We start from the raw sequence: 12,406 nt of genomic DNA on the forward strand, positions 1-12,406 counted from the left end.
CAAAATGAAAGCTCTCTGTTGGCATGGCAAAGGTGACGTCCGGGTCGATAACGTCCCCGATCCCACCATCCTCGACCCGAAGGACATCATCATCCAGGTGAGCGCATCCGGGATCTGCGGTTCGGACCTCCACCTTTACGACGGCCTCATGCCGACCATGGAGGCCGGGGACATCATCGGTCACGAGCCGATGGGAATCGTCGTTGAGATCGGTTCGGAGGTGAAGAAGTTCCGGAAGGGGGACCGTGTGGTCGTTCCGTTTGTCATCGCCTGCGGTTGCTGCTTCTTCTGCCAGAAGCAACTGTACTCCGCGTGTGACACCACCAATCCGGGTGCCGATCTGGCGAAGGTGGCGATGGGGCATGCCCCCGCCGGTCTTTTCGGTTACTCAGGACTGCTGGGCCGCTATCCTGGCGGCCAGGCCGAGTATCTCCGGGTGCCCCACGCGGATGTGGGACCGATCAAGATCGAGTCCAGTCTTTCGGACGAGCAGGTGGTTTTCCTCTCCGACATCTTTCCCACCGGATACATGGCAGCGGAGAATGCGGGCATCGAACCCGGAGATACTGTTGCGATATGGGGATGCGGCCCGGTCGGACAATTTGCCATCCAGTGTGCCTGGATGTTTGGCGCCGGCCGGGTGATCGCGATCGACCGCGTTCCGGAGCGTCTTGAAATGGCGCGCACCCATGGACGGGCGGAGATCCTGAACTTTGAGAAAGATGAGATCCACGACCGCCTCATCGAGATGACCGGTGGCAGGGGGCCGGACCGCTGCATTGATGCGGTGGGGGCCGAGGCACACGGCACAGGCTCGCTGGATGCGGTGATCGACCGTGCGAAGCAGGCCGTCAATCTTTCCATGGACCGCCCCCACGTTCTGAGGCAGGCCATCATGGCGTGCCGGAAGGCTGGCACCCTGTCGGTCCCGGGGGTCTACATCGGTTTGCTCGACAAGATTCCTTTCGGAGCGTTGGTCAACAAGGGACTCACCGTGAAAACGGGCCAGACCCACGTGCAGCGCTATCTGCAGCCTTTGCTGGAGAAGATCGAATGTGGCGAAATCGATCCCTCGTTCGTCATCACCCATAGGATCGCCTTGGAGGATGCGCCGGATGCCTATGAGAAATTCCGGACGAAGTCCGATGGCTGCATCAAGGTGGTCATCAAGCCCGGACTGCCGCCGGAAAGGAATCTGATGGCAGAGCATGCCGTTCAGGAAGAACCGCAACTGGTGGCCGCGCCCGGCGGAGCCTGAATCACCAACTAACCGAACCTAGAATCCCGACAATGGATCCCCAGAACCAAATCACCCTGATCACCGGCTGCACCAGTGGCATTGGCATGCACCTCGCGCACCAGTTCGCGAAGCACGGCCATCCGCTGATCCTGGTCGCACCCGTGGAGCAGGAACTGCAGCAGCTTAGGACCGAGTTGACCGCCATCTATGGCATCTCGGTCGAGATCATAGCCAAGGATCTTGAGATCCCGACAGCTGCCCGTGAGATCTACGATGATCTCCACCAGCGGGGCATCCACGTGGACATCCTGGTGAACAATGCGGGTCATGGCTACCACGGGGCCTGGTGGCAGCAGTCGATTGATAAGGATCTGTCGATGGTTTGCCTGAACATCGAGGCGGTTCTGCGTCTGTCGAAACTCTTCGTGCCAAGGATGGTGGCTCGGGGTCGTGGAATTCTCTTCACCACGGCCTCGGTCGCCGGGTTCGAACCCGGTCCGACCATGGCGGTTTATCATGCTACGAAGGCATTCGTGCTGTCGTGGAGCGAAGCGCTTTCCGTGGAACTGGAGAACACCGGTGTCCAGGTGACGGCGCTTTGCCCCGGAGCTACGGACACGGATTTCTTCCCGAAGGCTGGCATGGAAGAAGCAAGGATCTTCCAGGAAGGAAATCTCATGGCTCCGCAGGATGTCGCGGAGGCCGGTTACAAAGGGATGGCGGATGGGGATCTCATCATCATTCCCGGGGTGATCAACAAGGCCATGGTCCAGGGCCGCCGCATCCTGACTGAAAAGGCACAGGCCAACCTGAATGCGAAAATGTATGAGGAACTCCCGGCAGCCGACCACAAGCGCAACCGCGGGGACATCGAGAACAAGGACGTTCAGCAAAAGCGGTGATGGCGAATGACCGGTATGAAGTGAGATTGAACGGTATTTCCGTTTGCGGCCGGTCAGGTCTGGCGGACTTTGATGATTATGAACCCGGACGATACAAAACATGGTGCTGAGGTCAGGCCGCCTGCCGAACCCGCGAAGGTGGAGGTGAGAGAGGTCGATCAGGACCTGTCCTACGACAAAGGTGCGAAGCTGGATTCCGCGGCTTTGCACCAGTCGGAAGTCAATGCGCCTGAACATTCCGAGGTGGTCGAGCCAAAGGCCGACGACTGAGCGTCGGAAGTAGGGCAGGGCAGCTTGCCTCAGACGATGGGTGAGGCCGGGGATGTGCTGCTTCACCCATGCCTCATCCACCCCTCGATGAGGATGCGGGCTGTTTCATTGCACGCCTGGAGGCCATAGGAATAAGGACGCAGACCGGTGGTCAGCGGAAAGGAGATGTCATGCAGCCTGGGATCCGGCCTGCCGTCCGCGCGGACAAGACGGTAGAAAGGATCGATGTCCAGTCCGCCGATCCGATAGGCGGGCCTGCCGTCCTCTCCGGTGCATAGCTTCTCCTGCTTCTTTCCGGGCACCTCTTCCGCTTCCGCCGGATCGGCGAACGATGAGCGGGCTTCGCGGGCATCTCCGGCCCGGACGAGGGATGGGAACGGATAGTCGGAGAGTTCCAGTGGCTTCTGGCCGCCGCAGTCGATGAACATCCGGTAGTCGATGATGGCGTCCTTTCTCCCTCCTGAAACGACAATCCGCGTGCTGTCCGCATGCGGCTGCTCCTCCGCCACCTCCACACGCCCCTCCATCATCTCCAGTTTTCCGGCATCGTGGAGCGCCAGCAGGACCTCGCCTGATTCCAAGGGCATCGCTGCGACGACGTTCATCAGGAATGGCATGACCTCACCGGAAAGCCTGATGTGATCCTCCGCCGGCAGGAGCTCCGCATGGAAGTTCAGGGTGTACATCAGGTCGTCCATGTATTCCTTCCAGTGGACGGGCTGGTCATTCTCCACTGAGATTCTCGCTTCTTCCATTTCATGCCGCATGCCCGCGAACGGATCCGCGTAATCGTGCTCATCCGTCATCTTCTCCACGAAATCCCGGAGCCGGAAATCCGGAGCCGAAAGCAGATCCACCATATCCGGCATGCCGTCCTTTTGGAAAGCGCGCAGCAATGCGGGGCGGCAAACCTTGTCGAAGTATCGCTCCAGGCGCAGGAAACCCTGCGCGTCCACCAAAGCCAGCAGTCCTTCCAGACTGACGTGCCGGTGGATTTCCCGCATCGCTTCCTCTTGGGCGAACTGCAGGTGCGGGAGGAGGCCTTCCGCGGAGTGCATGATGATCCTGAAGTCCTCCGTCCCCGGAGCGGCGGCGTAGGTCAGAACTCCATCGTCATTCCGCGAGAAGCTGCCGTGGAGATGGGCGAGGGTGTTCACCACGTCGAAGGCACTGAGGGAGGCTCCCAGCGTGCCGACGGCGAAGTTGAGCAACCCGCCCTTTTCCGGCACCAGCTTGTGGATGGGCCATGGGGAGCTGTAGTAGCCTGCGGCGGGTTTGTCCTTGTTCGGCCAGTGGTGCCCGGTGGCGACCACAACACGGTCAAAGCGGTGTTCGGCACCTTCTCCCGTCACAAGGGTGATTCCGCCGCCCGCCTCGGCACGGATGTCCGAGATCCTGCAACCGGGGAACTCATGGATCTCCACACCCGCCTCCCGCAACCGTTCCACCAGCACCCGATACTGGACTTGGAAGTAACGTCCCAAGGCCAGCCGTGGATAAACCGCCTCCTCATAGACCGGAGGTTCGACACCCAGTTCCTCCAGCGTGGAGGGTAGTTGGGATCGCAACCAATCCGCGAAGGACTGAGGAAGCTCGGGAAGTTCCTCCGACGAAATGTTGGAACGGCTGTGGATGTTGGTCGTTTCCGGACTGTAGGGCATTCCTGTGCCCATGATGTGGCTTTTCTCAAAGATGGAGATCCGCCGTGGAGGGCTCTGGAGCTGGTGGAGGCGATCCAGCAGATTCTTGAGAAAGTAGAGGGCCGACGGGCCGCTTCCGATGACGCCTGACGATGATCTTCCGCTCATGGGTGGGTGCTCCGCCACACTCCGACGGATCGTGAGCCGATCAAGTGAGCCTATGGATTTTGATCGGTTTTTTTCCGGGCTGATGACGTGCAGGCATTACATTGCGGGATGACAGCCGCAGAGGAAGGATTCGCCGGAGTGTGGGATCAGGTGAAGCTGAAGAAGATCTATATCTCCGGCGGCCATGACTACTGGGGCAGGCAGGGCGCGGGCCGCCTGCAGAACGGCATCCGTGATGTGGAAGAGGTGGAGTGCGTGGCGGGGAAGGGCCTCGTGGGCGACCGCTACTTCGGCTACCGGCAGGACTTCAAGGGACAGGTCACCTTTTTCGAGGAAGAGGTGGTGGAGGAAATCCGCGGTCACTTCAAGTTGCCGAAGCTGCCCGCTTCCGTCTTCCGGAGAAATCTCGTCGTTTCCGGTGTGCGGTTGGGCGAATGGTTGGGGAAGCGGTTCGTGTTCCAGGGGATCGAGTTCGAGGGCAGCCAGGAGTGCAGGCCCTGTCACTGGATGGACCGCGTGGTCGAGGATAGGACGGAACGCTTCATGAAAGAGGGCTTCCGTGGAGGATTGCGGGCGAAGGTGATTTCCGGCGGGCTGCTGAAAGTCCAAGCATAAAGGTGATCCGGCATGGCGCCACGGCATATCTGAAACTGTGCCGGGAGGATGTTGGATTTTATCTATGTGGGTTTTCGGAAATGTTGCGGATCTTGGTCTCTTCTCCGGGACTTGACCCCGGAGGAGCGTGGAAAAGGCTGGCGGCCCCGTGTCCTCGTAGTAGCATCGCGCCACTTATTGCACAGCATCGCACCCGCGGTGCTCCCAGGGCGGCATGATCCGATTAACGGACTCATTGCGCCCATGGACCAGACCCCTGACGATTTTCGCTTCCTTCCAGGCCAGCCTTCTCATGAGAGGCAGTGGAAAAGGGATTTCTCTTTTTTGATCAAGGAACTCAAACGGCTATATCCTGACAAGTCGTCGTCGAAAATCCATCTGGCGTTGGAACAGGCACTGGAGGAATTTGCGCCTTCCATGGGCAGAACCGCCGTCCGCCGCCGGGTCAGAAGGATCCTTGATAGCGGCACCGCGGAAAGTGGGTGACAGAGGAAATCCTGGGACTAGGAGCGATGGGTGGACCGAACATGGCATTTTTATTGCAGGTAGGCAGTGCATCCGAAATGGGGGAACTTTTACCGAAGCCACTCATCCAACTCATGAAAATCCAACCGAAATCAATGCTGCCGCTGCTGGCGGGTATCTCCCTTTCCATCGTGTCCTGTGATCAGGAAGCGGCTTCTCCTCCCCCTACACGAGCGGACGGAAACCCGGCTCCGGACATCCGCCGTGATCGTCGTGACGCCCCGGCCACCGCCCCCACCGCAGAAGGATCCGGCACCAGGTCCGACTACAAGCCGACCACGGGTCAGGGCGGCAGGCAGGAAACAGGGCAGTGATTTCCAGCTGTTCCGGCTCGCCAGACGGTGGGCCATAATGCCCCGCCCATATTGCATTTCGCCAACCTACGCGAAGTTTGCGGTCCGCGTTTTCTCATCATTTGGGAAAAATCCGCGTGCCCCGGGCCTAACAGATCCGGCACGGCAAATGCGATGCATGCATCTTACTGCCATGAAAATCTCACCCTCCCACCTCCGTCGCTACAAGGATGTCGCCCGTCTGTTTTTAAAGTATGGGAATGCGGATCTGGTGAACGCGGGCGGTTTTGGCGGCGGTGACGTGGAACTCCCGGAGGCCCGGAAGGACGCGAAGGATCTCGCCGTGGATCTGGAAAAGCTCGGCCCGACCTTTGTCAAAATAGGCCAACTCCTTTCCACAAGGAGCGACCTGCTTCCGCCGGTTTACCTCGACGCGCTGAGCCGCCTTCAGGACAAGGTGGAACCGGTCCCGGCGGAAGAGATCGAGGCGGTGATCAGCGAACAGCTTGGCGTGCGGATCTCGAAGGCGTTCGCGAGCTTTGACAGGACGCCCGTGGGTTCGGCCTCGCTTGGGCAAGTCCACCGTGCGGTGCTGCGGGAGGGCAGGGAGGTGGCGGTCAAGGTGCAGCGCCCCGGCGTCCGGAAGGAGATCCTGGCGGATCTGGATAGCCTGCAGGAAGTGGCGGACTTCCTGGATGAACACACCGACTTTGGCAGGAAATATCATACCGGCCGTTTGCTGGGAGAGTTCCGTGACACGCTTTTGAGGGAACTGGACTACCACAAGGAGGCCAGAAACCTGATGGAGCTGAAGCGCAACCTCTCTGAATTCAGTGAACTGGTGCTTCCTGAAGTCGTGGATAGCTACTCTTCCTCGATGGTTCTGACGATGGACTACCTCCCGGGAACAAAGGTCACGGATCTCGCCGGGCCGGTGCTTCTGGACATCGATGGCGGGAAGCTGGCAGATGAAGTCTTCCGGGCCTACCTGAAGCAGATACTGGTCGATGGGTTTTTCCATGCGGATCCTCATCCTGGCAACCTGCTGCTGACACCCGATCGTAGGATTGCCATCCTGGATCTCGGCATGGTCGGGCGGATCAATGCCCGCGTCCGGGACCAGTTGGTGCATCTGCTTGCCGGTATCAGCCAAGGAGACGGGACACAGGTGGCGGAGGCTGCGCTACGCTTGGGCGAAGCCGAAGATCCTGAAATTGACCGCCGCCAGTTCATCAATTCGATCGAAACCATTTTGGGGGAGTCGAAGGACTCGAAGCTGGTGGATCTACAGATCGGCGGGATCGTGCTGCTCATCATGCAGGCCTGCGCCTCCGCGGGCATCCGCATCCCCGGGGAGATCAGCTTGCTGGGCAAGACCCTGATGAACCTTGACCGGCTGGGGATCGCGCTGTCACCCCAATTCGATCCCCAGGCGGCCATCCGCAGGAATCTGGAAGCGCTTTCTACCTCACGTCTCAAAGACAGCTTCTCGATCGCCGGTATCCTCGGTTCGCTCTCGGAAACAAAGGATTTCCTCACCAAACTCCCACGCCGCGTGAATGAGATCACCGAGCTGGTGGCGACCAACCGGCTGCGGGTGAAAGTCGATTCCATCGACGAGCACAAGCTGATGCTGGGTTTCCAGAAGATCGCCAACCGGATCACGATGGGTCTTTTGCTTTCCGCATTCATCGTCGGTTCTTCGATGCTTGCCAGGGTCGAGACCACGTTCCGGATCTTCGGCTATCCGGGGTTGGCGATGGTATTCTTCTTCATCGCGGCGGTCGGAGCCCTATGGCTGATGCTTCAGATTCTGGTGAAGGATGAATGATCCTGTCACCGCATCGATGGAGACGTCGGAGCATTGGATTCCGAAGTGCAAAACGCGGTGCGAACCGTGGACTTTGCGCCCTGCCTCGGCTGGCATGTGATGGGAATCGAGCAACGGCCTGCCGGAGGCACCCCGCTGACAGCGGCGTGGAAGCTGCTGGAGGACGGCTGGCGAAGACGGGGAATGGCTTGAAGGCTCACCAAGTTTTCGGCCTGGATCCAGCGATGAACCGTTTCCGGCTACGCCGCCAGCCAAATACAACCCCAACAGAATGAGACCTGCCTTTATCCCGAAAACCGCCGCCCGGATGGCGCTTGTCCCCACCGTGATGATGCTGGGATGCCCGTTGTGGGCCCAGAGTGAGAAGCCGCAACCAACCATCTCCAAGGTGGAGGGTCACATTTTCCGTCCCGCCAAGTTGCAGCCCACCGACGCGATGATGGAGAAACTGAAAGTCGCCGAAGGCTATGAAATCACCACGGTGGCGGAGGGATTGCAGGCACCGCGGATGCTGGCGCTCGCACCAGGCGGGGGAATCTACGTTACCAGACGCGCCCCTTTCAACGACGTGCATCTCCTCCGCGACGCGGACGGAGATGGAGTGCTGGAGATGAAGGACAAGCTCGTGACCTTGCCTGATGTGCACGGCATCGCGGTCAAGGACGGAAAGGTGTATCTGGCCGCCATCCGGGATCTGTATGTGGCGGACATTGGTCGTGACGGCACCTTCTCGGAGATGCGGAAGCTTTGTGATGATCTGCCGGACGCCGGCCAGCACCCGAACCGCACCATCGAGTTCAGCCCCGAGGGCGAGCTGTTCCTGTCTGTTGGCAGCACTTCCAACGATGCGCCTGAGCCGAACAAGGAAAGCGCCACCATGCTGAAGGTGAGCCTGGACGGAAAGAAGCGGGAGATTTACGCCACCGGGCTACGGAACACCATTGGTTTCGCCTGGCATCCCCTGAACAACCGTCTCTACGGCATGGACCATGGGATCGATTGGTTGGGTGATGATTCCCAGAGAGAAGAACTCAACGAACTGAAGCCCGGTCTGAACTACGGATGGCCCTTCGTGTTCGAGGATGGGAAGCCCAATCCGGCACGCGACCCTGCGGAAACCACCGGCAAGAGCAGAGCGCAGTACGCGGCGGAGTGCGAGGCTCCGGTGGGCACGCACACAGCTCACAGCGCGCCTATGGCTCTGCTGTTCCCGACCTCAAAGTTCTTTTCCGGTGAAGCGGCGGGCGATGGATTGGTTACTCTCCATGGGTCATGGAACCGGGGCACAGCAAGCGGATACGAAGTCGTCCGAGTAAAGCTGGAGAAGGATGGGTCAAGTGCCACCTTTCATCCCTTCATTTCCGGCTTCTTCCTGGAACAGGAGAAAGGCCAGTTCGGCCGCCCATGTGACCTGATCGAAGACGGCGATGGGTCGGTGCTCATGAGCGATGACAGTGGCGGTCGCATTTACCGTATCACTAGAAAGTGAATTCCTTGCCAGCTGGCTATGGTGGATTGAGCGACCTTTAGCCCGACGAGGAACCTAGAGAGGTGGTTCCCTGAGGGCGTGCCCCTCGGGTGACTGCTACCTGAATGAGTGATAACCTCCAAGAGGGGCCGGAATGGGAGATTAGCGAGAGAGGAGAATTTCAGGGTTTTCGTTGCTCAGCCTTTTCGGCAATCAGATGGAAAGGCACCTTCAGAGCACGAGCAAGATCGTATAGGGCCATTATGCTTGGGATCCGTTCGAGGCGCTCCAGACGGCTGATGATGGCCCGATCCACACCACTTTGGGTGGCCAACTGCTCCTGGGATACGCCAGCGGCCGCACGGATCTCTTTAAGTTCCTCCACAAGGGCTTTCAAAAAGGCATCCGCTTCCTCACTGGGCATTCAATAAGAATGTCATCAGCAGGATGGTCTTGAATACGGGCTGAATGACAGGTGTCAGTTGACATTATTGCGGCAGCGGAGCTAATGATCGGTTGGCCGTTCGAAGAAGAATAAGGCCACCAAACACCCGAACGCCATGGCCCTCATTCCCTGCGCTGAATGCAAAAATCCGATCTCGAAAACGGCAAAAACCTGCCCGTCATGCGGAGCGAAAAACCAAAAGCGCGGAATCGGCTGCCTCGGCTCCGGCGCGATTATCGTGTTCGCGATGATCGCTGTGTTTGCTCTGGGGATTCTGTCCATCTTTTCAGATACAGCCAAGCGGGAGGCTCAAAACTCGAGCCTCCCTCTGTTATCAACGAACCATTCACCTGCTCCGCCAATCCTGCTGGCCAAGCCGACCTCAGTAATTGTGAGAGATGCAGGCAGTGTTGGCCCCGAAACTAAAAGCCCACTGGAAATCCTGGCGGCAATCGTTGCGAAGAACCAGAACACCCAAGTTGTCACGGTCACCGCTAACTACGAGTTTGGTTCCGGAACGGGTTTCGTTAAATACCTCTACGACTCCAAGTCGCACTACCTGTTGAAAATGGAGAGACACTTATTGCCTGGAGTCTCTGTCGCCCACCGATGGTCATTGAGTAGAGAGGTGGGTGCCGCGTCTCTCTCTGAGCGGGCTCTGTGGGGATTGGAGTCCAGGATCCACCATGTGACCTCTCAACCCGCATCTGCAAAGACCTCAGTGCCTCTCCATTATGAATCCAGTCCTTCTTTAACTGCGTGGCCGTAGACGACACCTCCTTCTCAAACCTTCGAGCATTCTCATCGGATGAGATTGCCCCGCTGATCGCCTTCTTCGATCGGTACGACACCGTTGTCCCCTACCAAGGTAGCGAGGTTACCGTGCCCATCAAGTTCAGTACTGAGGATTTGAGTCTGAACGCAAGGTTGCTTCGGGGCGCTGAGAACCACGCTTTTGCCGAGGAAGCCTTCTCTTCGCGCTACCGGATTTGGGCAGAAACCTTGCGGGGAATTCTCCTGTCAGTGGAAGGCGATTTGGCTGCGGGAAAAGTGAGCAATGCCACCTCCGCCAATCTAATAAGATCGCTTAATTCGGTGGCTGCTTTCTGCGAAGTGCTGAGGGCAGTCGCAGCGATCGAAGATCGCGCGTAACCTGGATTTGCAAAGAGCTTAACATTGGTTAACCAACTGGGCTAGGGTTGGGCGGGTGACCTTCGAAAATGAAGGATTTGGGCTCCGATAGGCCAAATTCATTGATAGATTTCCAGTTATGGGAAAGAATCTTCAATATCGAATTGTTAGAAAAGTGCTCTATCGGTTACTTTGTGTTGAAATTCAGTGGGTCATCTTGGTAATACTAGACGGACGTATGCTGTGGAGATTGGCTCCTCTCTGTGGAGAACATCACTGAATCTCAGCAAACGTCGTTGGTTGCAGCCAGACCCGTTTACATACGGATTCCCGAGGCGATACGCACCTTTGGGATTTCACGAGCTAAGCTCTACCAGCTCATCAAAGCAAGAAAGTTCAGATCTATCTCCCTTGCAGAGCCAGGCCAAACGAAGGCGACGAGATTGATCGATTTCGCGTCGCTCACTAATTATTTGGAATCTCTGGCGGAACCTTCCGAACGAGAGTTGGATAATAGATCGGAGGGGACCAGATAATCATCCGTCGAATTCTTCCATTTTCGGCTTCTAGGCCGAGCCGATTTGGTCCTTCACAAATCCGGCGCTGACTGCGACAGCAAATTTCAGGCCTTTGATTGTGCCACGCAGCTACCTCTCGATTGCGCCGCTAAGACGGACAGGGCAGAGGAGGAGGAAAGGGTTCCGCGTCATGCTTGTTGTCCAGGCGCGGGTAATAAGTCGCGGGTGAAAGCCCGGGCAGCCCTTGGATTGGATTGAGTATATAATGCTCAATCAAGCTGGTAATACTGAGACATTCCCGCCGGCGAAAATTCAAGGCTCTTGAGAGAGTGCGGAAAAGACGGGCGGCTCCATGCATGAGATGGCCGAAAGTACGCAGTTGGTCCCTTCTGGGGACAACTGCGTACTTCTCCAGGCTCACCATCATAAGATGTTTTTGTCCGCTGCTTAGGAAATACGATGAGAGTGAATCGGCGGGTAAATAGACGGGTATAAACGCGGGTCCTCCGTGCGCGTCCATGTCTGATTCGATTCCATCGCCCTCTGCCCGGAGCCTGCGCGGTGACCTCCGTCGCAGCGATGAAAAGGCCATGTAAGAAGAAGTCCTGGGAGAGGCAGTTCGCCGCGGATGCTGATAGCAGATGCAGCGTCAAAATGGACGAGAGGAACTTCGGCAGAAACTACACCTTCTGAGCGAACTGACTGTGAATGGCACCAATCAACTGATGACTCGTCTCGCCACAACTCACTACGAAAGGAGACACAGAGGTGGTACCGGACCGCTGGAGGCAGATTGCCATCCCACCGATCTGGCCCGGAAGGTCACGCGGTAGGATTTGAAAGATCCTCCATCAGTAGAAAATGCCAGTATCCCGAGACCCTTTTACAGAGCCTCCTTGTAACCGAAATGCACCTTTTGGATCGTGGACAAATCTGTCCTCGATGCCATAAAATGCTCGTTTTTTATGTATGTCTAATTGTCAGTTGATCACATTGTGTTGGTGGTTCCCTAGTCAGTTCCTGCATTCCCTGGTAGCTTGGCACATCATGCGTACGAGGTGACCTTGACGATGGCAGAAGGAGCTGGGGGTAGCTCCTCCTGGGGAGCGTAGACCAACGGGGATCAGATCGTTAGGGTTCATCTCGATGAAGAAGCTATTGGGACCACTTCCAACGAACACTTTTGTCACAAAAGCGGCCCTGGCTATGGATGGCTATGAAATACCCTCTCGGGGATGTCGTCGTCCCGGAAGCTGTTACCTTATCTCCTCGTGCCTGCAGGCGGATTTTTGATCGGCCTGGCGACGGCTCCAGGGAGACATACGGAAGGGGGCAGGGACGACTCTGCCTTCGGGCATAG

13 protein-coding genes are annotated in these 12,406 nt (G+C 57.8%); 11 read left to right on the top strand and 2 right to left on the bottom strand.

Annotated elements, in window-relative coordinates:
- The first annotated feature begins 4 nt into the window (after positions 1 to 4).
- From KF712_21810 to KF712_21820, 3 genes are all read left to right on the top strand, one after another.
- The gene (locus KF712_21810) at positions 5 to 1,258 is read left to right on the top strand and encodes a glutathione-dependent formaldehyde dehydrogenase (protein MBX3743637.1); all 1,254 of its coding nucleotides are present in this window, start codon (positions 5 to 7) and stop codon (positions 1,256 to 1,258) included.
- A gap of 32 nt (positions 1,259 to 1,290) precedes the next feature.
- Positions 1,291 to 2,142 carry an SDR family oxidoreductase gene (locus KF712_21815; GenBank protein MBX3743638.1) on the top strand — a complete coding sequence of 284 codons (852 nt, stop codon included), beginning with the start codon at positions 1,291 to 1,293 and terminating at the stop codon, positions 2,140 to 2,142.
- Positions 2,143 to 2,220: 78 nt separating this feature from the next.
- Positions 2,221 to 2,412: a hypothetical protein gene (locus KF712_21820; protein MBX3743639.1), complete on the top strand. Its 192-nt coding sequence runs from the start codon at positions 2,221 to 2,223 to the stop codon at positions 2,410 to 2,412.
- 62 nt (positions 2,413 to 2,474) lie between these two features.
- Here the strand turns inward: KF712_21820 and KF712_21825 are convergent, their stop codons facing one another.
- On the bottom strand, positions 2,475 to 4,220 hold the full coding sequence (locus tag KF712_21825; protein ID MBX3743640.1) for an FAD/NAD(P)-binding protein: 1,746 nt from the start codon (positions 4,218 to 4,220) through the stop codon (positions 2,475 to 2,477).
- 108 nt (positions 4,221 to 4,328) lie between these two features.
- Between KF712_21825 and KF712_21830 the strand changes: the two genes are divergently transcribed.
- The 5 genes from KF712_21830 (at position 4,329) to KF712_21850 (ending at position 8,973) form a co-directional block, all read left to right on the top strand.
- Positions 4,329 to 4,835 (top strand): molybdenum cofactor biosysynthesis protein, encoded by a 507-nt coding sequence (locus KF712_21830; GenBank protein MBX3743641.1) that lies wholly within the window; start codon positions 4,329 to 4,331, stop codon positions 4,833 to 4,835.
- A 243-nt stretch (positions 4,836 to 5,078) separates the two neighbouring features.
- Entirely contained in the window at positions 5,079 to 5,321 is a 243-nt protein-coding gene (locus KF712_21835) for a hypothetical protein (GenBank protein MBX3743642.1), read from the top strand.
- Positions 5,322 to 5,434: 113 nt separating this feature from the next.
- On the top strand, positions 5,435 to 5,674 hold the full coding sequence (locus KF712_21840) for a hypothetical protein (protein MBX3743643.1): 240 nt from the start codon (positions 5,435 to 5,437) through the stop codon (positions 5,672 to 5,674).
- Between the two features lie 172 nt (positions 5,675 to 5,846).
- Positions 5,847 to 7,484 (top strand): AarF/ABC1/UbiB kinase family protein, encoded by a 1,638-nt coding sequence (locus tag KF712_21845; GenBank protein ID MBX3743644.1) that lies wholly within the window; start codon positions 5,847 to 5,849, stop codon positions 7,482 to 7,484.
- Between the two features lie 271 nt (positions 7,485 to 7,755).
- Positions 7,756 to 8,973: a PQQ-dependent sugar dehydrogenase gene (locus KF712_21850; GenBank protein ID MBX3743645.1), complete on the top strand. Its 1,218-nt coding sequence runs from the start codon at positions 7,756 to 7,758 to the stop codon at positions 8,971 to 8,973.
- A gap of 160 nt (positions 8,974 to 9,133) precedes the next feature.
- On the opposite strand, the gene KF712_21855 is transcribed toward KF712_21850, so the two are convergent.
- Positions 9,134 to 9,376 carry a helix-turn-helix transcriptional regulator gene (locus KF712_21855; GenBank protein ID MBX3743646.1) on the bottom strand — a complete coding sequence of 81 codons (243 nt, stop codon included), beginning with the start codon at positions 9,374 to 9,376 and terminating at the stop codon, positions 9,134 to 9,136.
- Between the two features lie 136 nt (positions 9,377 to 9,512).
- On the opposite strand from KF712_21855, the gene KF712_21860 reads away from it, so the two are divergent.
- The 3 genes from KF712_21860 to KF712_21870 all read left to right on the top strand — a co-directional run bounded on the left by KF712_21860 (position 9,513) and on the right by KF712_21870 (position 11,064).
- Positions 9,513 to 10,166 (top strand): hypothetical protein, encoded by a 654-nt coding sequence (locus KF712_21860; GenBank protein MBX3743647.1) that lies wholly within the window; start codon positions 9,513 to 9,515, stop codon positions 10,164 to 10,166.
- Positions 10,157 to 10,549, top strand: coding sequence for a hypothetical protein (locus KF712_21865; GenBank protein MBX3743648.1), 393 nt, complete (start codon positions 10,157 to 10,159; stop codon positions 10,547 to 10,549). Before KF712_21860 ends, KF712_21865 begins: the two co-directional genes overlap by 10 nt.
- Before the next feature lie 242 nt (positions 10,550 to 10,791).
- Complete coding sequence (locus KF712_21870) at positions 10,792 to 11,064, top strand: AlpA family phage regulatory protein (protein MBX3743649.1); 273 nt, start codon at positions 10,792 to 10,794, stop codon at positions 11,062 to 11,064.
- Positions 11,065 to 12,406 lie beyond the last annotated feature (1,342 nt).

The sequence above is a fragment of the Akkermansiaceae bacterium genome (assembly GCA_019634595.1).
Taxonomy (GTDB): Bacteria; Verrucomicrobiota; Verrucomicrobiia; order Verrucomicrobiales; family Akkermansiaceae; genus Luteolibacter.

Coding starts and splice junctions, on each gene's coding strand:
- KF712_21850 (MBX3743645.1), top strand. CDS start 7,756: ATGAGACCTGCCTTTATCCCGAAAACCGCCGCCCGGATGGCGCTTGTC.
- KF712_21855 (MBX3743646.1), bottom strand. CDS start 9,376: ATGCCCAGTGAGGAAGCGGATGCCTTTTTGAAAGCCCTTGTGGAGGAA.
- KF712_21835 (MBX3743642.1), top strand. CDS start 5,079: ATGGACCAGACCCCTGACGATTTTCGCTTCCTTCCAGGCCAGCCTTCT.
- KF712_21830 (MBX3743641.1), top strand. CDS start 4,329: ATGACAGCCGCAGAGGAAGGATTCGCCGGAGTGTGGGATCAGGTGAAG.
- KF712_21860 (MBX3743647.1), top strand. CDS start 9,513: ATGGCCCTCATTCCCTGCGCTGAATGCAAAAATCCGATCTCGAAAACG.
- KF712_21820 (MBX3743639.1), top strand. CDS start 2,221: ATGAACCCGGACGATACAAAACATGGTGCTGAGGTCAGGCCGCCTGCC.
- KF712_21810 (MBX3743637.1), top strand. CDS start 5: ATGAAAGCTCTCTGTTGGCATGGCAAAGGTGACGTCCGGGTCGATAAC.
- KF712_21840 (MBX3743643.1), top strand. CDS start 5,435: ATGAAAATCCAACCGAAATCAATGCTGCCGCTGCTGGCGGGTATCTCC.
- KF712_21825 (MBX3743640.1), bottom strand. CDS start 4,220: ATGAGCGGAAGATCATCGTCAGGCGTCATCGGAAGCGGCCCGTCGGCC.
- KF712_21815 (MBX3743638.1), top strand. CDS start 1,291: ATGGATCCCCAGAACCAAATCACCCTGATCACCGGCTGCACCAGTGGC.
- KF712_21845 (MBX3743644.1), top strand. CDS start 5,847: ATGAAAATCTCACCCTCCCACCTCCGTCGCTACAAGGATGTCGCCCGT.